Source organism: Kitasatospora sp. NPDC004531, from assembly GCF_053602195.1.
This window is the reverse complement of record NZ_JBSGDD010000035.1, coordinates 15,718-35,245: the sequence shown is the minus strand read 5'-3', so window position 1 is coordinate 35,245 and position 19,528 is coordinate 15,718. Positions and strand designations below refer to the sequence as shown.

At 72.9% G+C, this 19,528-nt stretch carries 11 protein-coding genes; 7 read left to right on the top strand and 4 right to left on the bottom strand.

The window, feature by feature from the left end; genetic code table 11:
* The first annotated feature begins 59 nt into the window (after positions 1–59).
* Positions 60–3,170, top strand: coding sequence for an Ig-like domain-containing protein (locus tag ACWEMJ_RS16655; RefSeq protein ID WP_452137768.1), 3,111 nt, complete (start codon positions 60–62; stop codon positions 3,168–3,170).
* Between the two features lie 520 nt (positions 3,171–3,690).
* Positions 3,691–5,352 (top strand): DUF4153 domain-containing protein, encoded by a 1,662-nt coding sequence (locus ACWEMJ_RS16650; RefSeq protein WP_452137767.1) that lies wholly within the window; start codon positions 3,691–3,693, stop codon positions 5,350–5,352.
* Between the two features lie 113 nt (positions 5,353–5,465).
* Here the strand turns inward: ACWEMJ_RS16650 and ACWEMJ_RS16645 are convergent, their stop codons facing one another.
* A complete protein-coding gene (locus ACWEMJ_RS16645; protein ID WP_452137766.1) occupies positions 5,466–7,019 on the bottom strand; it encodes an MFS transporter in 1,554 nt (517 codons plus the stop codon).
* Positions 7,020–7,162: 143 nt separating this feature from the next.
* Here ACWEMJ_RS16645 and ACWEMJ_RS16640 point away from each other — a divergent pair, with 143 nt between their 5' ends.
* The 3 genes from ACWEMJ_RS16640 (at position 7,163) to ACWEMJ_RS16630 (ending at position 9,547) form a co-directional block, all read left to right on the top strand.
* Entirely contained in the window at positions 7,163–7,786 is a 624-nt protein-coding gene (locus ACWEMJ_RS16640; RefSeq protein ID WP_452137765.1) for a TetR/AcrR family transcriptional regulator, read from the top strand.
* A 208-nt stretch (positions 7,787–7,994) separates the two neighbouring features.
* On the top strand, positions 7,995–8,678 hold the full coding sequence (locus ACWEMJ_RS16635) for a ribonuclease HII (RefSeq protein WP_452137764.1): 684 nt from the start codon (positions 7,995–7,997) through the stop codon (positions 8,676–8,678).
* A gap of 617 nt (positions 8,679–9,295) precedes the next feature.
* Positions 9,296–9,547: a hypothetical protein gene (locus tag ACWEMJ_RS16630; protein WP_452137763.1), complete on the top strand. Its 252-nt coding sequence runs from the start codon at positions 9,296–9,298 to the stop codon at positions 9,545–9,547.
* Between the two features lie 132 nt (positions 9,548–9,679).
* On the opposite strand, the gene ACWEMJ_RS16625 is transcribed toward ACWEMJ_RS16630, so the two are convergent.
* A complete protein-coding gene (locus ACWEMJ_RS16625; RefSeq protein ID WP_452137793.1) occupies positions 9,680–10,381 on the bottom strand; it encodes a hypothetical protein in 702 nt (233 codons plus the stop codon).
* Positions 10,382–10,682: 301 nt separating this feature from the next.
* Entirely contained in the window at positions 10,683–12,878 is a 2,196-nt protein-coding gene (locus ACWEMJ_RS16620) for a RecQ family ATP-dependent DNA helicase (RefSeq protein ID WP_452137762.1), read from the bottom strand.
* 207 nt (positions 12,879–13,085) lie between these two features.
* Between ACWEMJ_RS16620 and ACWEMJ_RS16615 the strand changes: the two genes are divergently transcribed.
* Positions 13,086–14,585: a DUF4192 domain-containing protein gene (locus ACWEMJ_RS16615; protein ID WP_452137761.1), complete on the top strand. Its 1,500-nt coding sequence runs from the start codon at positions 13,086–13,088 to the stop codon at positions 14,583–14,585.
* A gap of 37 nt (positions 14,586–14,622) precedes the next feature.
* On the opposite strand, the gene ACWEMJ_RS16610 is transcribed toward ACWEMJ_RS16615, so the two are convergent.
* Complete coding sequence (locus ACWEMJ_RS16610; RefSeq protein WP_452137760.1) at positions 14,623–15,933, bottom strand: alpha/beta fold hydrolase; 1,311 nt, start codon at positions 15,931–15,933, stop codon at positions 14,623–14,625.
* A 1,233-nt stretch (positions 15,934–17,166) separates the two neighbouring features.
* On the opposite strand from ACWEMJ_RS16610, the gene ACWEMJ_RS16605 reads away from it, so the two are divergent.
* A complete protein-coding gene (locus ACWEMJ_RS16605) occupies positions 17,167–19,395 on the top strand; it encodes a glycogen debranching N-terminal domain-containing protein (RefSeq protein ID WP_452137759.1) in 2,229 nt (742 codons plus the stop codon).
* The last annotated feature ends 133 nt before the right edge of the window (positions 19,396–19,528 follow it).

Genomic DNA, 19,528 nt, shown 5'->3' with positions numbered 1-19,528 from the left:
GTAGGACGGAGGGCGGCACTTCTGCCGTTCATCCGGTCATCCGACCTTGGGGGGTTGGCGTGAGGTTCAGAAAACGGCTCGCCGGGCTGCTCGTGGCCCTGCTCGCATCCACCGGACTGATGGCGGCGCCCGCGGCACACGCGGCGACCGCCGTCCTCGGCAACAACACCATCGGCACCGCCACCGACTCCGGCGACTCCAACTACATCAACACCTCGCGCTTCGTGACCGGCTCCAGCGGCGGCACGGTCAACAGCGTCAGTGTGTACGTCGGGGCCGTCGGCTCCACGCCCAACGACCAGTACCAGGTCGCGGTGTACGGCGACATCGCCGGCAAGCCCGGGCCGCTGCTCGGCTCCTCGACCTCCGGAACGCTCACCGCGCACACCTGGAACACCCTGCCGGTCACCGCGACCCTGGCGCCCAACACGCCCTACTGGCTGGCGTACAACTCCAACGGCGTCTCCGCCGCCGTCAACAACCTCAACTACTCCACCGGCGGTCAGAGCGGCTACTCCACCGGCGGCGCGGTCTTCGGCACCTGGCCCAGCAGCTTCGGCGCCGTCTCCACCGGCAACCTCAACTACTCCATCTACGCCACCTACACCACGTCCGGCGGCGGCAGCAGCACCCCCGGCAACGGCCCCGGCAACGAAGGCCCGATCCTGCTGGTCACCGACCCGGCCAACCCCTACACCTCGTACTACGGGGAGATCCTCAAGGCCGAGGGCCTGAACTACTACAAGACCGCCGACCTCGGCACCGTCACCGCCACCACGCTCGCCTCGTACGACGTGGTGCTGCTCGCCGAGAACCAGCTGACGGCGGCCCAGACCACCATGTTCACCACCTGGGTGAACGGCGGCGGACGCCTGGTCGCGATGCGGCCCGACAAGCAGCTCGCCGGGCTGCTCGGCCTCACCGCCAGCACCGACACGCTGGCCGACGCCTACCTGAAGATCGACACCACTGCCGCGCCCGGCCTCGGACTGACCTCCGACACCATGGGCTTCCACGGCACCGCCGACAAGTACACGCTGAACGGCGCCACCGCCGTCGCCACCCTGTACAGCGACACCGCCGTGGCCACCACCAACCCCGCCGTCACCCTGCGCACCGCCGGCACCGGCCAGGCCGCCGCGTTCACCTTCGACCTCGCCAAGTCCGTCGTGCAGACCCGCCAGGGCAACAGCGCCTGGGGCGGCCAGCAGCGCGACAACGTGGACGGCATCGAAGCCAGCGAGATGTTCTTCGGCACCGGCGGACAGCTCAACTGGAACAACCTCGACAAGGCGCAGATCCCGATCGCCGACGAGCAGCAGCGCCTGCTCGGCAACCTGATCACCACCATGGACGCCGCCAAGAAGCCGCTGCCGAAGTTCTGGTACTTCCCCCGCGACGTCAAGGCCGTCGTGGTGATGACCGGTGACGACCACGGCATCGGCGGCACCACCGGACGCTTCGACGGCTACATCGCGCAGAGCCCCACCGGCTGCAACGTCGCCAACTGGGAGTGCGTGCGCGCCTCGTCGTACGTCTACGCCAGCGGACCGATGACCGACGCCCAGGCCAAGGCCTACTCCGACCAGGGCTTCGAGATCGGCACCCACATCACCACCAACTGCACCCCGTGGGGCACCCCCGCCGACCTGGCGAACGTGTACTCCACGCAGATCGCCGCCTGGAAGGCCAAGTACCCGTCGCTGCCGAACTCGGACAGCACCCGCACCCACTGCGTCGAGTGGGACGACTGGGCCACCCAGGCCAAGACCAAGCTCGCCAACGGCATCCGGCTGGACACCGATTACTACTACTACCCGGGCAGCTTCGTGCAGGACCGGCCCGGCTACTTCAACGGCACCGGCCTGCCCATGAAGTTCGCCGACACCAACGGCGCCGTCATCAACGAGTACCAGGCCACCACCCAACTCACCGACGAGTCCGGGCAGTCCATGCCGGGCACCGTCAACACGCTGCTGGACAACGCCTACAACGCCAAGGGCTACTACACCGTCCTGACCGCCAACATCCACACCGACTACGCCGCCTCCACCGCCTCCGACCAGGTCATCGCCTCGGCCAAGGCGCACGGCACCCCCGTGGTCTCCGGACGCCAGCTGCTGACCTGGCTGGACTTCCGCAACGGCTCCGCGTTCTCCGGCATGGCGTGGAACGCGAACACGCTGAGCTTCAACATCACCGGCGGAGCCAACGGCCTGCGCGCCATGGTCCCGGTCAACTCCGCGGGCGGCACCCTCACCGGCATCAAGCAGGGCGCCACCGCGGTCAACTACCGGATCGAGACCATCCACGGCGTCACCTACGCCTTCTTCGACGGCAACGTGGGCTCGTACACCGCCACCTACGGCACCGACACCGTGGCGCCGACCGTCACCGGCTCCGTCCCCGCCAACGGCGCGACCGGCGTCGCCGCCACCGCCCCGGTGAAGGCCTCCTTCAGCGAGCCGGTCCAGGCCGCCACCGTCACCGGTGCCAACGTCACCCTGAAGACCACCACCGGCGGCACCGCGGTGGCCGGCACCGTCGCCCTGGACGCCGCGACCAACACCGTCACCTTCACGCCCAGCGCGGCGCTCGCGCTCAACACCGGCTACACGCTGAGCGTCGCCAACGTGAAGGACCTGGCGGGCAACACCCAGGCCGCCGCCTACACCGCGGCCTTCACCACCGCCGGCGCGCCGCCGCAGACCATCGGCAACAACGCCGTCGGCACCCAGCTCGACGACACCAACTCCAACCACCTCAACGGCTCGAAGATCACCACCGGGGCCACGTCGATCGCGCTCACCTCGCTGAACGTGCACATCGGCCAGACCAGCGCCTCGCCCAACAACCAGTTCCAGCTCGCCGTCTACAGCGACAACGGCGGCTCGCCGGACGCCCTGCTGGCCACCAGCTCGGTCGGCACGCTGAGCGCCAACGCCTGGAACACCGCCACCATCAGCTACACCCTGGCCCCCAACACCACCTACTGGCTGGTCTACAACTCCAACGGCACCAGCTCCACCGTCAACAACATGCACTACAGCTCCGGCCCCGCGGGCTCGGGCGTCTACAGCAGCGCCAGCGTCCCGTTCGGCACCTTCCCGGCGAGCTTCGGCACCGCCGTGAAGGACAACCTCGTGTACTCGCTGTACGGGACCTACTGACCGGTCTCCGGATCCTGGTAGCACTCCCACTGCCGGGGCGGTTTGTGTCACAAGTCTGTGACCAAGCCGCCCCGGCGGCTTTTTGAACCTGTTCAGAAGTGACGTTCCGGCCCTAGAGTCGCCGGCACGACCAGGCGTGCGACTGGCCGAAAATCGTCGCGCGCCCGCACTCTGAGGGGGTTTCATGTCGCAGTCGTCCGACTCCAGCGGCGCGTCCGAATCCGGCGGCATCGGTGGCGCCGGCTCCGGCTCTGGTGGGGCCGGCGGCTCCGGCGGTGCGTCCGGTTCCGGTGGTGCTTCCGGGCCTGGCGGGGCGGCCGGCTCCGGCGCGACGTCCGTCTCCGGTGCGACGTCCGGCTCCGGTGCGGGCGGCGGGGGCGGTGGGGCCGGCGAACGGTCGGTGGGCGGCCGGGGTGCGGGCGAGGCACCGCAGCCGAGCAATCCGTTCGCGCCGCCCTCGGGAGCGGGTGCGGCTCCGACGGCGGCGCCGAGGGCCGGTGCGCTCGGGAAGGGGGTGCCGGTGGGTGCTCCGTCGGGGCGTCCGGGCGGCGCGGCAGGGGCTGCGGGGTCTGCACGGCCTGCGGGGTCTGCGGGGTCTGCGGGGCCTTCCGGGCAGGCGCCGTGGCCCGGGGCGGCGGCGGGTGGCAACCCGTACCAGTACCGGCCGCAGGCCCCGCTGCCCGAGGTCGAGTGGCTGCGGCCCAGTGCGGCCCGGACCGCCGAGCCCGCCCGACTGGGCGTGCTGGCGGCGGCGGGCGTGTCCGGGCTGATCAGTGCGGTGGTGCTCGGTGACGGACTCGGCGCCAACCTGCTGCTCTGCGCCGTCGCGGGTGCGGTCGGCGCCGCCATGACGGCGCTGGGCAGCGGCCGTCGGATCAGGCCCTGGCACGTGGCGTTCGCGATCTCCGCACTGCTGCTCTGCCTGGTGCCGGCCGTCAGCGGGGCGAGCGGGGCGGTGACGCTCGCCCTGATCGCCGCGATGTGCGTCGGCTCGCTGACCCTGCACGGCGGCACCCGCTGGGTCGGCGTCGCCATGGGGTCGATCGGCCTCTGGGCGCACTTCCTCCCCGGACTTGGGTGGGGCTTCCGGGCGCTGAAGGAACGTCGCTTTCCGGCCAAGGCCCGTGTCGGACAACTGGTCAAGGCCGTCGGCGTCTCCCTGGTGCTGCTGATCGTCTTCGGCACCCTGTTCGCCGGAGCCGACTCCACCGTCGCCGACCTGCTGGCGCACCTCGTCCCCTCGGTGGAGCCCGGGGAGAGCCCGCTGCGCTTCGTGTTCTTCGTCGGCGGAGTGGCACTGGCCCTGGGTGCCGCGCACACCGCCGCCGCCCCGCGCCGCTGGGACCGCACCAGGACCTCCGCCGGCAAGGAACGCGGACGCCTGGAGTGGGCGATGCCGCTGGCGGTGCTGAACCTGCTGTTCGGCACCTTCGTGGCAGTGCAGCTGGTGGTCCTGATCGGCGGCCACGGCTCGATCATGCGTAGCACCGGAATGACTCCCGCCGAATACGCCCGCCAGGGCTTCTGGCAGCTTCTCTGGATCACTCTGCTCACCCTCCTGGTCGTCGCACTCGCCAAGTACTGGGCACCGCGCAGCACCGCCAGTGACCGGCGGCTGGTCAAAGTGATGCTCGGACTCCTCTGCACACTCACCCTCGTCGTAGTCGGTACCGCACTGGTCCGCATGAGCCTGTACATGGACGCCTTCGGCCTCACCCGCCTCCGCGTCAACGTCGCCGCCGTGGAGATCTGGCTCGGTCTGGTCTTCCTGATGGTGCTGTTCGGTTCGGTTCTCTCCTCCCGCCGCTGGCTCCCTCGCGCGGTGGTGCTCAGCGCCGCCCTGGCGGTGGCGCTCTTCGGCCTGCTGCGCACCGACGGCCTGATCGCCGACCAGAACATCGACCGCTACCGCACCTCCTCGTCCCACCTCGACCTCAACTACCTGCGCGGCCTCTCCGTCGACGCCGTCCCGTCCCTGGACCGACTGCCCGACGACCTGCGCACCTGCGCCCTCCAGCCCATCGCCGCCGAGCTGGCGAACGAGCCCGCTCCCTCCTGGTATGCCATCAGCCGGGCCGAGGCCCGCGCCCGCGAGATCCTCGCGGCGCACCCCGTGACCTGGGACGGTGGCGAGGCCTGCCGCCGGGTCGGGATGTCCACCACGCGGAGCGACTACCGCTGACGGACGACGGACGGCGGGCGCTGGGTGCCGGCCGCCGGTCGCCGTTGGGGGTGGGGGAGGGGCTGAGCTCCGCCGCCACCCCCGGGTGCGTCAGCGGCCTGGTCGGCACGGCGTCATATCGCCGCTCCGGGTGGGACTTCGCTGGGCAGCTCGGAGGCCCGCGCCTTGACCACGAACAGTGCGGACAGCAGCGCGACCGCCGCGAGCGCCACGCCCGCCACGAAAGCGTGCGAGACGGCGTAGGCCAGTACCTCGTCGGCCCACCTGCTGCCCGGCGGGAAGGTCTGGTGCTGCTGGGCGTACTGCAGGTCGGCCGCGCCGGCGTCGGCGAGGAAGCCGGGCTGCTGGCGGTCGGCCTCGGCCGTGGCGGCCTTGGCGAAGACCGTGGTGAGTATCGACAGGCCCACCGAACCGCCGATCTGCTGCACCGAGTTGAGCAGGCCCGAGGCCGCGCCCGTCTCGTGCGCCGCCACCCCGGAGACCGCCATCAGCATCACCGGGACGAATATCAGGCCCATGCCGAACCCGAACGTCACCGTCGGGCCGAGCACGCCGAGTGCGTAGCCGCTGCCCACGTCCGTCTGGGTCAGCCAGCTCAGTCCGGCCGTCACCAGCAGGCTGCCCGCGGCCAGGAACGGCTTTGGCCCGAGCCTGGCCTGGAACGCGGAGGCGAGCTGCGCGGCGACGATGATCGCGGCGCTGATCGGCAGGAAGGCCACGCCGGCCTTGAGCGCGCTGTAGCCGAGCACGCGCTGAACGAAGAGCGTGACGTAGAAGAAGATGCCGAACATGGCCGCCGCCAGGCAGAGCATCATGATCAGGCCGCCGGTGCGGTTGCGATCGCGCAACAGCCGCAGCGGGGTGATCGGTTGGGCGGTGCGCCGCTCGATCGCCACGAACGCGGCCAGGAGGGCGGCGCCGACGGCGAACGAGGCGATCGTCACCCCGTCGCCCCAGCCGGCCTGTGGATCGGCGGCGTGGATGAACCCGTACACCAGGCTGACCAGGCCGAGGGTGGAGGTGAGGGCACCGGGCACGTCGAAGGCGCCCGCGCGCCGCTCGGACTCCTTGATGTAGCGCGGCGCGGCGACGGCGATCAGCACGGCGATCGGCACGTTCACGAAGAACACCCAGCGCCAGTTCATGTACTCCGTGAGCACGCCGCCGGCCAGCAGTCCTATCGCGGCACCCGACCCGGCCACCGCGGAGAAGACCCCGAAGGCCCGATTCCGTTCCGGCCCCTCCTTGAAGTTGGTGGCGATCAACGCGAACGCCGTCGGTGAGCAGATCGCACCGCCGATGCCCTGCAGCGCGCGGGCGGCGAGCAACATGCCGCCGTTCTGCGCGAACCCGCCCAGCAGCGAGGCCAGGCCGAAGAGCAGCACGCCCACGACGAACACCCGGCGGCGACCGAGGATGTCTCCCGCCCGGCCGCCGAGCAGCAGCAGGCCCCCGAACGTCAGCGTGTAGGCGTTGATCACCCACGACAGGTTGGTGGTGGAGAACTTCAGCGCGTCCTGGATGTGCGGCAGCGCGATGTTCACGATGGTCGCGTCGAGGACGACCATGAGCTGAGTGGCCGCGATGACCGTGAGCGTGACGCCCTTGCGCCGGTCGCGACCGGCCCCCGGCGGAGCCGATGTGTCGAGCGTGTCGGAGATGGCCACTGTTGTGCCCCCTGCTGGCTACTGGTATCGGTTGCTGCTTCGGTAAGGTGCTCGGCGGTGCGAATAGTGAACGGTGTCGTTCACTGCGGGGGACAATAGGCGGCGCCGATAGTGAACGCAACCGTTTTTTAGGGTGGATGACGATGAATCAGCCGGACCTGCGACGACCGGCCGACAGCGCTGCCGAAGGAGCCCCGCTGCGCAGGCGCGGCAAGGCGCTGGAGGCCGCGATCTTCGAGGCGACACTCGACCAGCTCACGTCCGGCGGGTTCGCCCGCATGACGATGGAAGGGGTGGCCGGGGCCGCGCAGACCGGCAAGGCCGCGCTCTACCGCCGCTGGGCCTCCAAGGCGGACCTGGTGATGGACGCCCTGGCCTCCGCCATGCCGCCCCCCGCCGACATCCCCGACCTCGGCTCCGCGGAGGCCGAGTTGCGGCACGTCGTCCAGAGTTACGCCGCCGTGCTGAACTCCCGGACCGGCGCGGCCGTCCGCAGCCTGATGGGCGAACTCGACCACGAGCGGGCCGAGTTCTTCAAGGATTTCCTACACGAACGGGTGGTCGAGCCGACCGCCGCGGGCATCCTCGGCATCCTGCGCCGGGGCGAGGCCCGCGGCGACGTCCGCAAGGGCGCCGCGGTGTCGATGGTCGCCGACGTGCTGCCGGCCATGCTGCTGTACCGGGCCAAGCTCCGCGTCGGCGTGTTCGACGAGGAGTTCTGCGAGGACCTGCTCGGACAGGTCCTGCTGCCGATGGTCCGGCCGTAGCGCGGACGACGGCGTTGGCGCCGACGGTGGGCCCGGGCAGGCCTGGGCAGGCCCGGGCGCGGGGGCCGGCGCGGGTCGGCCCGGGGCGGGGTGGGAGGCCGGAGCGCTCGGCCGGCCGGGCTGTCCTGGCGGCGGCGTAGGCTGAAAGCAGTCGGGAGCGTCTCCTGCGCGGACCCGACCGTCGCCCCGCCCAGTGAAGGAACCCTCGATGCCGTACGACCCCCCGACCCACTCGGTCGAGCGCTCGCTGCGCCGGGCCGGAGCCCGCACGGTGGTCGGGCTGGACGAGGTGGGCCGTGGCGCCTGGGCCGGCCCGGTCATGGTCGGGGCCGCCGTCACCGGGCTGCGCCGTCCTCCGGGGGGCCTCACCGACTCCAAGCTGCTCACCGAGCGGCGCAGGGAAGCGCTCGTCCCGATCCTGGAGAACTGGGTGACCGCCTACGCGATCGGCGCGGCCACCTCCCAGGAGTGCGACGACCTCGGCATGACGGCCGCGCTGCGGCTGGCCGCCGTCCGCGCCCTGGAGGCGCTGCCGGTGCAGCCCGACGCGGTGATCCTGGACGGCAAGCACGACTACCTGGGCGGGCCCTGGCGGGTCCGCACGGTGATCAAGGGCGACCAGTCGTGCGTCTGCGTCTCCGCCGCCTCCGTGCTGGCCAAGGTCCGCCGGGATGCGCTGATGGCCGAACTCGGAGTGGACCACCCGGCGTTCGCGTTCGAGGAGAACGCCGGCTACCCGTCGCCGACCCACCGCGCCGCCCTGGAGGAGCTCGGCCCGACCGAGCACCACCGCCTTTCCTGGGCCTTCATGGACGCCCTGCCGAAGTGGAGCCACCTCAAGCGGCAGCGGGACCCGGTCGACGCCGGCGAACAGCTCTCGCTCGGTTTCTGAGCGCCCTCGGCGTCGCAGCGCGCTCTCGACGCCGCGAACACACCCCCGAGCGGTCGAACAATCGGATGGTCCGCCGCGACTTTCGAGGACCTCCCGGGAACCCGGGGGTGGCAGAATTCCGCCGTTTCTGACGATTCGTCAACATTGATCCACCCGTCACTCGAAGGTTGTGGTGGCTCCGCGTGCGGACGGCCGGACTGTCAAGTGGTGGGGTGCCCGTGCGCATCCGACCGGCGTTTGATAGGAATCCGGGTATGCCTGTCTTCCCCGAGGAGCCGGAGATTCGCGAGACGAACCCGGGCCCCGGCGTTCCCCTTTCCCACAAGTCGGACGCACCTGCCCCCCGTATGCCTTCTTCCACCGCTGTCGCCGCTCCGGTCCCGGGTCCTCGCCCCGGCCCGCCGCGCCCGACTCCGCCCCGTGCGGACCGCCCGATTCCCGGTCCGCGGCCCGCTCCCGGCCCCAAGCCCGGCCCCGCGCCGCGCCCGGGTCGGCCTACCGTCCAACTCCTGCCCGTCGCTGCGGCCGAGGCACTCGACCGCGCCGACGAAGCGGTCGACGCCCTGCTGGAGTCCGGCCGTCGCCCCGGCGACGTGCTGGTCCTGACGGTCGGTGCCGTGCACCCCTGGCAGGAGCACGAGCTGACCTTCGGCGAGGACCGCTACTGGGCCCAACTCACCGACGGCGGCGACGTGTTCTACGCCGACGCCGCCACGACCCGGACGCTGCGCCGCGACGTGGTGGTGCTGGTCGTCAACGAGAACCACGCGGAGCGGGCCGCCACTGCGGCGCGCAACGCGCTGGAGCGGGCGGCGAAGCTGCTGGTGGTCTGCGGAGAGACGGACACCGTCGCCCCGCTGTTCGCCTGACCGTCCGCCCGTCGTGCCGGTCCGGCTCCGCCCTCGGGCGGAGCCGGGGCATCGCCGTACCCTCGCGGCGTCGGGTCGGCGCCATGACGTGCGGGTCGGCCGGCGTGGTTCGAATCGTCACTGAACGACCCTTCAGCGAGCGGCAGTTCGGCGAATCGTCCGACTGTCGCGGTCGGCCTCCAGGGCGCGGACCGCGTCCAGCGAAGTGACCTGGGCGACCACCGGCTCGGACGCTGCGGACGGGAGCGGCGGCGCGGACCGCACGGCCGCAGCGCCGGACATGAGGCGCGGCGGCAACTCGGTGACGGTGTGGATCGGGCCTCGCGCCCACGACCCCGAGTGCGGGTTGCGCCCGCGCCGACCGTCACCGAGCGACTGCCAGCCGGCCGAGGTGAGCGTCACGTACGAGCCGCAGCGCAGCCCGTGCAGTTCGGCGGCGGCGCGCAGCGCCCACATCCAGGCCCCGTCCTGCTCGGTCCAGTCCGACCCGCCTTCGCGGCAGTGCAGCAGGACGGCGGTGCGGCTCGGGGATATTCGCCTCAGGTCGTGCGGGGTGACCCGGCGGAGGTGGCCGAGCAGGGCGTTGCGATGCTCCCAACCGTCGCTGAACTGCGGGCGGACGCCGAAGGAGGCGGAGGCCACCACCCGGTGCTCCGCGCCGAGCACCGCGACCACGGTGGTGCCGGGCTGCGGCAGGTGCCGCCGGTGAAGTTCGGTGACGAACTCGCGCGGCGCGTGAAGGAGCGGCACATCGAGGCGCTCCCACTCCTGCAGGGTGATGGTCCGACGGCCGTCGTAGTGGGAAGGACCTCGGTCGATACCGTTGATCACGATCCTCCTTCCCGTGCCCGCGCTCCCGAAGGTGCGCGGGCGTACGCCGAAGGCCGGGTCCGACGGACCGGGCTCTGGATGCCCTCCAATTCTCGGGCGAGAGCAGCCAAGCGGCAATGATGAAATGACGAGCGCCGCCCGGGTTCGTCCTATTTGCCAGACATGTCCTCGACTCTCGACAGGGCCATTCGGCTGACTGCCCGGTGAGCGTGGTGCGGACGGCTGGAAACCGTCGGGTGAACGGGGCCTGGCGCCAGGGTGCGCCCGTCCGCCAGGCCTGCTAATGAGCTCGACGGAATCGCCCTCACCCCCGGACGGCCAGCACGAGTGGCAGCACTGCCGTGGCGCCGGCCTGGCGGAGCAGGTGGGTCGCGACGGTCAGCGTCCAGCCGGAGTCCACCAGGTCGTCGACCAGCAGGACCGGCCCGGGAGTCGCGGCCAGTGTGTCGGCCAGACCCGGGGAGAGCGTGAGGGCTCCGAACACCGAGCGCAGCCGCTGGGCGCTGTTGCTGCGCGGCCCGTGCGGGGGCTCGCCGGTGGCGTACGAGACGCGACCGAGCAGCGGCATCCGGCCGATCGAGGCGAGGCCGCCGGCGAGGTCGGACACCAACTGCGGTCGGGTGGAGGACTCCAGGGCGACCACGCCGATCGGGCGCTCCAACCGGGTGCCGTCCGGCCCTTCCGGCCCGGCCCAGCCGCCCGGACCGCGCGCCCAGTCCGCGACCACGCCGACCACGGCGTCCAGTACCTCGCGCGGCAGTGGGCCGTCCGGGGCGCGCTCGTCGAGCAGGGTGCGCAGCCGGGTGCCCCAGCCGATGTCGGACAGCCGACCCAGGGCGCGCCCCGGCTCGGCCTGCTGGGTGGCCGGGATGCGCCCGCGCAGTGGGATGCCCAGGGACTCCATGCCGGTCGGCCACATCCGCCTGGTCTCGAAGGAGACTCCGGGGCGGCCGAGGGCGGCGCGGGCCGCGCCGGTGGCTTCGGCGGACACCTCGGTGGAGCGCCGGGCGTGGGTGCAGCGGTCACAGCGCCCGCACGGGGTCGCCTCCGGGTCGTCGAGCTGGCGGCGCAGGAACTCCATCCGGCAGCCCTCGGTCGCGACGTACTCGCGCATCGCTTGCTGCTCGGCGGCGCGGGCCCGGGCGACCTTGGCGTACCGCTCGCCGTCGTACCGCCACGGCTGGCCGGTGGACTCCCAGCCGCCACGCACCCGGCGGACCGCGCCGTCCACGTCGAGCACCTTGAGCATGATTTCCAGTCGGGAGCGGCGGAGGTCGACGGAGGTCTCCAGTGCCGCGGTGGACAGCGGTCGACCGGCCTCGGCCAGCGCGGACAGGGTGCGGCGGACCTGCTCCTCGGCGGGGAAGCCGATCGAGGCGAAGTAGCGCCAGATCGCCTCGTCCTCCCGGCCCGGGAGCAGCAGCACCTCGGCGCGGTCGACGCCGCGGCCGGCGCGGCCGACCTGCTGGTAGTAGGCGATCGGGGAGCTCGGCGAGCCGAGGTGGACCACGAAACCGAGATCCGGCTTGTCGAAGCCCATGCCGAGTGCGGAGGTGGCGACCAGGGCCTTGACCCGGTTGGCCAGCAGCGCCGCCTCGGCTTCGCGGCGCTCGGCGTCCTCCGTGCGGCCGGAGTAGGAGGCGACGGGGTAGCCGCGCTCGCGCAGGAACTCGGTGACCTCCTCGGTGGCGGCGACCGTCAGGGTGTAGATGATGCCGGAGCCGGGGAGGTCGGCCAGGTGGTCGGCGAGCCAGGCCAGGCGGTGCGCCGGGTCGGGCAGCGAGAGCACCGAGAGGCTGAGACTCTCCCGGTCCAGCGGGCCGCGCAGCACCAGCGCCTGCGCGTCACCGACGCCGGTGCCGAGCTGTTCCGCGACGTCCGCGGTCACCCGGGCGTTCGCGGTCGCCGTGGTGGCCAGCACCGGGACGCCGGGGGAGAGCTCGGCGAGCATGGTGCGCAGCCGTCGGTAGTCGGGCCGGAAGTCGTGGCCCCAGTCGGAGATGCAGTGCGCCTCGTCCACCACCAGCAGGCCGGTGGAGGCGGCGAGCTTGGGCAGCACGTGATCACGGAAGTCGGGGTTGTTGAGCCGCTCCGGGCTGACCAGCAGGACATCGACCCGGCTGTCGGCGACCTCCTGCTGGATCTCCTCCCACTCCTCCGGGTTGGCCGAGTTGATCGTCCGGGCGTGGATGCCCGCCCGGGCGGCCGACTCGACCTGATTGCGCATCAGCGCCAGCAGGGGCGAGACGATCACCGTCGGGCCGGCGCCGCGTTGGCGGAGCAGCGCCGTGGCGATGAAGTAGACGGCGGACTTGCCCCACCCGGTGCGCTGCACCACCAGGGCACGGCGACTGTCCACCACCAGCGCCTCGATGGCCTTCCACTGGTCCTCGCGCAGCTTCGCGGTCGGGCCGGCGAGGTTGTGCAGCACGGCTTCCGCGGCGGCCCGGACGGCTTCGCGGTCGGCTGGGGTGGTCGGATGGAGATCGCGCGTCTGCATGAGGTCATGGATACCGTGCTTCACGGACGGACCGCGAATGGCTCCCTGTGGACAACCTGGCTTTTATCAGGCGATATGACGCCAGAGGCCACTGTTCGGCCCGGAATTGTCCGCCATTAGGGGGAGCTGATGCTGAACCCCCCGGTTTATCCACAGGCTGAGCGAAATATCCGCAGCGGCGGCCGAATCGGGTCCACGCTTTGCGCCATGACCGCAGACGACCGCACCACCAAGCCCTCTCCGCGCCCCGGCCACCTCCCGGTCCGGCTGCGCGGCCCCGCCGACATGGCGGAGATGCTCCCGTACCTGCTGGGCTTCTTCCCCGACGACAGCATCGTCGCGGTGGGCCTGCAGGGCCCCGCGCTCGATCAGGGCGGGGTGATCCGAATCGACATTCCGGCGGATCCGGATCACTGGGAGCGCACCGCCGAAGAATCCGCCCGGCTGCTGATCGAGCTGTCCGAGCAGCGCGACCGCCGTCCCGTCCAGGTCCTGCTGTACCTGTGCCGGGATCCCGCCGACGGCACGCCCGTGTCCGAGGGCGGGCGGGCCGTACTGGCGCAGTTGCGCCCGCTGGCGGCCGCACTCGCCCAGGCCTTCCAGGACCAGCACGTGATCGTCAAGGAGTCGCTGTGTGTTTCCGACGGCCACTGGTGGTCCTTCCTGTGCTCCGGAGTCGACTGCTGTCCGCCGGACGGCACGCCGGTCCGCGCCGCTCACCAGCCCAGTCCACTCGCCGCCGCGGCCACCTTCGCGGGCCTCGCCCCACGGGGCAGCCGCAAGGCGATCGTGGCTGGCCTGGCCCCGGTGGGCCCGCCGCTCTGCGAGGTGCAGCGCCGCGCGCTGGAGGACGCCGGGCCGCCCTTCATCCGGGAGCTGGCCGGCCCCGACGGCCGCCATGCGTCGGTCGATCGCACCGAGGAGCTGCTGGCCAGCGCGATGGCCGAGTTCCGCACCGGTGCCGGGGAGCTCGACACCAGGCGGACGGCCCGACTCCTGATCGGCCTGCAGGACAAACTCGGCCGCGATCGCGCCGCCGAGTACGCCGAACCGCACGAACTCGCCACCGCCCAGAAGCTGTGGCGCTACCTCATCCAGCGCTGCGTCGACCCATTCGAACACCTCGCCGCCCCGCCGATGACGCTGCTCGCCTGGACGTCCTGGCTGGCCGGCGACCCCGCCACCGCACGGATCGTGCTGGCCAGGGCTCTGGAGCTCGATCCGGGTTACACCTTGGCCCAGCTCCTCTACGAATCGCTGAACGCCGGCATCGCCCCCGAGGCGCTGCTCCGGGTGGTCCGGAGCGAACGCTCCACCCGCCTGCGCGCGGCAGGTCGCGACCAGCGTCCCGAACTCCCGCCGTCCGACGCCCCGACGGGGTCCGAACGGCCCGGCAGCCCCTCGCGGACGCCCGCCGCCCCGTCCGGAGCCCAGGCACGGGCATGCGGCGAACCGCTGCCCGCCCCCGAAGACGCGAAGCGCGAGCCCGGGCCCGGTCGGGTGTGCTCCGAATCCTCGCCGGGCGGATCCGAGCCCGGCGAGGACGGCAGCCCAGCCGGCGGCCGCCCGGCCGCCTGTTCCGACGCCGCGTCAGCCGCCGCCCGTCGCCGCGTCCGTGAGCGCCGCTCGTGCCAGTCGGGGGCGTCGGCGCGCATTCCCGGGCTCCGCATCAGGGCGTCCCGACACCAGCAGTCCCTCGGAGGCTGACATGCGTGCGTCCATCCCCCGCCCGAGCGCCGAGCGCCTAGATCTCGCCGCGAGCCATCCCCATCAGGCGGTCCAGCACCCGGCGGCCGCTCACCCGGACCCCGTCGTGCTCCCACTCGTTGGTGACCCACGTCCGCACTCCGGCCACCGCGTCCGCGGTCTCCAAGGAGTGCGCCGTGTCCACGTACATGTCGTCGTGGTACACCGCCGCGTACACCGGTACCTGGTTCGTAGCCAGGCGCTGCGGGTCGTACAGGTCGGGCCAGTCGGCGCGCTCCGCCAGCAGCTGCGCCGTCTCGCGCAGCGGGCGCAGCGACGGGTCGGTCTCGAACATCCAGGGGTAGATCATCTCGCCGGTGAGCAGCACCGGCCCGTCCCCGGCCAGCGCCGCGGCGGCGTCGAACTCGGGAAACTCCTTGCGCACCCGCTCCGCCGACCAGTCGGTGGCCCCGGCATCGACCGAGCGCTGTCCGTAGATCGACTCGTGCAGCACGGCGTACAGCGGCCCGTGGGCGAAGGACAGGTGCGTCTGTGCCCCGGCCAGGAACGCGTCGGAGAGTTCCGGTCCGTCCGGCCCCTCCACCCAGGCCTCTTCCAACAGGTAGTGCAGAACGAAGGAGCCGTTGCCACTGCCCAGCATCATGCCCAGCGCCTGGAAGGCCTGGACGGTGAGCAGGCCGCCGTCCGGCAGGGTCGCGGGCTGTTCGATCAGGTGCGCCGCGATTCGCCGTACTGCCGCCACGTCCTGGGGGAAGCGCGCGTAGTGCCCGGCGTTCTTGCGGGCCACGCGCGGGTACGCCGCACGGTAGACCTCGTCCGCCGAGCGGCGAAGACCCGCCAGCCCGCCGGTGACGAACGCCTCGCGCAGGCCCTCCGGGGCCACCGAGAGGTAGGTGAGGGTGCAGAAGCCGCCGAAGCTCTGCCCGAGCAGGCTCCACCGGCCGTCCTCGCCCAGCAGCTGGCGGCGGATCAGTTCGGCGTCCCGGACGATCGAGTCGGCACGGAAGTGCGCCAGGTAGTCGGCCTGCCGGCGGGCGTCGCCACGGCGGGCCAGGGTCTGCCGATTGGCAGGGGTGGATCGGCCGGTGCCGCGCTGGTCGAGCAGCAGCACCCGGTGGTCGTCGAGCGCCCGGTCCAGCCAGCCGTCCCGGCCCAGCGGCCGGTTGGCCTTGCCGCCCGGTCCGCCCTGCAGGAACAGCAGCCACGGAAGGTCGTCGTGCTCGCGTCCGGCGGCCACCACCTCGCGGGCGTAGACCTTGATCGCCTCGCCGTTCGGAGCGCCGTGGTCCAGCGGCACCCGGAAGACGTGGTCCTTGGCGACGATCCCGGGGATGCGGAAGGAGGACATGCAACTCCTAGGAGTGAGCTGGTCACAGGCTGGTCGCGGCGCCGGTCACCAAGATCACCAATGGTTCCGTCGTCGTGCTCGCACCGTATCCTGACGGCGGACAGGAGCCGCCGGGGGGCGTCCGCCACCTGCGGAGAACCCCGAACGGCGCCACGACACAGCGGGCACCCCGAGTGCCGGCCGCAGACCGCCGAACGAGCGACGGCGCGGGGCCGCGTTCGACCGGAGGTCCGCCGGACAGGCGTGACCTGGGGCAGGTGTACGGCGTTCAACCTGCGGAACGCCGCTACCCGAACCGGCACTGCCGGGCCAGTGGTGGCCAGGGCGACCGTGTCGGGCACCGGCCACGTGTCGCTCGACCCGGTGCGACCGGGCCTCGGGTGTTCCGGGCGCCCGGGCCGGGACACCATCCCGGCCGGGGCGGAGTACCAGCGATCCGGTTCCGCCCAGGTCAGAGCCGCGCGTCCCGGCGGCAGAGCAGCACAGTCCGCGATCGAGCACGCTCGCGGCCGACCGGTCCCGCAGCCGTCGGCCGGTCGAGGGGAGGAGAGCCTGGTGACCGAGTCAAGGCCAACCCAAGCAGCGGCCCAACCGCTGCCACCCATCAACCCGCCCGCGCCGGCCGGCACACCGGCACCGGCCGGCACACCGGCTCCCCCCGGCCCTACTCACCTGGTCGGCCCACCGAACCCCCGTCAGACCACGCCCCCGTTCGGCACACCCATCGGCGCCCCGCCGCCCACCGGCACGCCAGGGGCAGCCCCGGCAGGTCCCGACACCCGAGCCGCCGGGCCCCAGACACCCGCACCGCCCGCCTACGGCACGCCGCTCGTCGGCACCGCCCAGCAGCCCGGGGCCCCGCTCACCACCCCGCCGTACGGGACGCCCGTCGCGCCCCTGCCGGGTGCCACCCCGCCGTACGGGACACCGGTCGCGCCCGCGCCGGGCACCACCCCGCCCTACGGCACGCTCACCACGCCCACGCCGTACGCGCCAGGAGCGACCCCGTCGTACGGCACGGCCACTCCGCCCTATGGCACCGCGACCCCGCCCTACGGCACCGCGACCCGGCCGGGGCCCGGCGTGCCGGCCCCGGGTGTGACGGGCCCAGGGACGACGGCTGCGGGGCGCGGCGGGGCGCCGCGCGCCGACTACGGATCGGCTCCGCTCGGGGCGCCGCCCGGTGGGGTGAACGCACGGTCGGAGCAGGTGGCCGGTGCGGCCGCTCCGGCAGTGGGGCGCCAGCCGGGCCCGGCGGCGGTGCCGCGGCCGCAGCCCTCGGCGGTGCACGACGTCCTGTGCGTCAACGCCCCGGGCATGGCGGTCTCCGGCCCGGACGGCCAGCTCCGGGGGCAGAACCTGCACGGCTTCTTCCGCCACGGAGTGCGGGCCCTGGCCAGGATGGAGCTGCGCCTCGGCGGCATGGAGCCGCTGCCGCTCCAGGGCATCCTGACGTCGGCGGCGGCGGCACGCTTCCTGGGGTCGGTTCGGGTGCCGGGCGATCTCGACCCGGATCCGGCGCTGACAGTCGAACGGCTGCGGCACGCGGACGGCGCGGAGACGGTGACTGTCCGGAACACCGGAGCCCGACCGGCCCGCCTCCCGCTGGAGATCGCCCTGGGCACCGACCTGGGGCAGCTCAACGACATCGCGGCGGGTCGGCGCTCGGCCGACCTGCCGGGCCAGGTCCAGTCCGCGGGGCTCCGCTGGGTCGGGCAGGGCCGCGCGGCCACCGTCAGCGCCCGTCCCTCGCCGCACGCGGTGCTGGCCGGCGCGGGCGTCCTCCGGTGGGACTTGGAGATTCAGCCCGGGGCCCGCTGGTCCGTGGACCTGCGCGTCGAACTGGAGGCTCCGTCGACCGGTCGTCCGCCGACGGGGCGCGGTCCGGGTGTGCCGCTGCCGTGGTCCGAGCCGGAGGTCCGGGCCGACGACCGTCGCGCCGCCCGCCTGGTCGGCCGCGCTCTGGACACGTTGAGCGGGCTGCTGCTCGCGGACGCGGACCGGCCGACCGACCTCTACACCGCCTCCGGCGCGCCCTGGCGGTTCGGACTCACCGCCGCGGACGCGCTCTGGGCGGCCCGGATGACGCTGCCGCTCGGTACCCGGCTCGCGGCCGGAACGCTCCGCGCGACGGCCCGCCGCCAGCACCTCGCACCCCAGCAACCGGCCGGTGCCGCGCGGCCGTCCGAGAGCGGCACCGCCGACGGCACGTCGAGTCCGGCGGCGGCCGGCCCGGCAGCGGCCGGAAGTCCATCGGGGGCAGGTGCCGCCGGCGGCACTCCGGCGGCGCAGACCACCCCGGCCCACGGCACGGCCACCCCGCCCGCCGCCGGTGTCGAGGGAGGGTCGGCGGCGCAGGCGCTGGACGGCGTGGTCCCGGGGCCGCTGCGGCACGGTGGTCCCGAGCTGCCCGCGAGCTGCACGGCCACGGAGGCGACCCTGCTGTTCGTCACCGTGCTGGCGGAGGCCTGGCGTTGGGGCATGCCCCGGGCGGAGGTCGCCGAGCTGTTGCCGGCCGCGGAGCGCGCCCTGGGCGCGCTGCGTGCCGCGGTGGCGGACGGACCGGACGGGCCGGTCGGGTTCGTCACCGACCTCGGCCGCTCGGCGGAGGAGCGCGCCGTGCGACCGGGGCCGGCCAGGTGCGAAGTCCAGGCGCAGGCGCACCGGGCGGCGCTCCAGGGGGCGGACCTGCTGGAGGCGTTCGACCGTCCCGGAGCGACGGAATGGCGGGCCTGGGCAGCCGAGTTGAGGGAACGGTTCCGCGAGCAGTTCTGGATCGACGACCTGTCCGGCGGCCGCCCGGCGGCGGCCCTGCTGGCGTCCGACCGGCCGGTGCCGGCTCTCGCCTCCACCGTGGTCCACCTCTTCGACGTCGGCCTGGCCGCCGAGGGCGAGTTGCACGAGGGCCTACTCGACCGGGAACAGGCAAGGCTGCTCGCCCATCGGCTGGTGGCTCCCGAACTCGACTGCGGGTGGGGCCTGCGGACGTTGAGCGCGAAGTCTCCGCGGTTCAACCCGCTGGGCCACCGCAGCGGCGTGGTGCGGGTGCAGGAGACCGCGCTCGCGGTGAGCGGCCTGGTGGACGCCGGTTTCGAGCGGGAGGCCGAGATCCTGCTGGAAGGCCTGCTGGAGGCATCCGCACACTTCGAGTACCGGCTGCCGGAGATGTACGCGGGCGAGCAGAAGGTCGCCGACTGCCCACCGGTGCCGCACCAGGCGGCCTGCCGCCCGGCCGCCGTGTCGGCCGCCGCCGCCGTCCACCTGGTGCTCTCGCTGGCGGGCGTCCGGCCCGACGTCCCGTCAGGGCGAGTGGCCACCCGGCCCGCGAGCACCGCGCCCCTGGGAGCACTGGAGCTGACCGGCCTGCGGGTGGCAGGGGAACCGTTCTCCGTCCGGGTCAGCCGGATCGGTGTCGCGGTGGTGGAGGAGGCGCCGTCGTTCCTGCAACTGGCCGCCAGCTGACCGCCGGCTGACCGCAGGCTGACCGTCGGCGGGCGGTCAGCGAGACGGGAAGCAGGCAGTCCGGATGGCAGAAAGCGGGCTCCCCGAGGGGAGAGAAGGAGGCGGGAACAGAGACGTGGTCTGTGATTATCGT

Bases quoted from the DNA above. Each gene is read 5' to 3' on its own strand.
- ACWEMJ_RS16640 (WP_452137765.1), top strand. From the start codon at position 7,163: ATGAATCAGCCGGACCTGCGACGACCGGCCGACAGCGCTGCCGAAGGA.
- ACWEMJ_RS16635 (WP_452137764.1), top strand. From the start codon at position 7,995: ATGCCGTACGACCCCCCGACCCACTCGGTCGAGCGCTCGCTGCGCCGG.
- ACWEMJ_RS16620 (WP_452137762.1), bottom strand. From the start codon at position 12,878: ATGCAGACGCGCGATCTCCATCCGACCACCCCAGCCGACCGCGAAGCC.
- ACWEMJ_RS16615 (WP_452137761.1), top strand. From the start codon at position 13,086: ATGACCGCAGACGACCGCACCACCAAGCCCTCTCCGCGCCCCGGCCAC.
- ACWEMJ_RS16610 (WP_452137760.1), bottom strand. From the start codon at position 15,933: ATGTCCTCCTTCCGCATCCCCGGGATCGTCGCCAAGGACCACGTCTTC.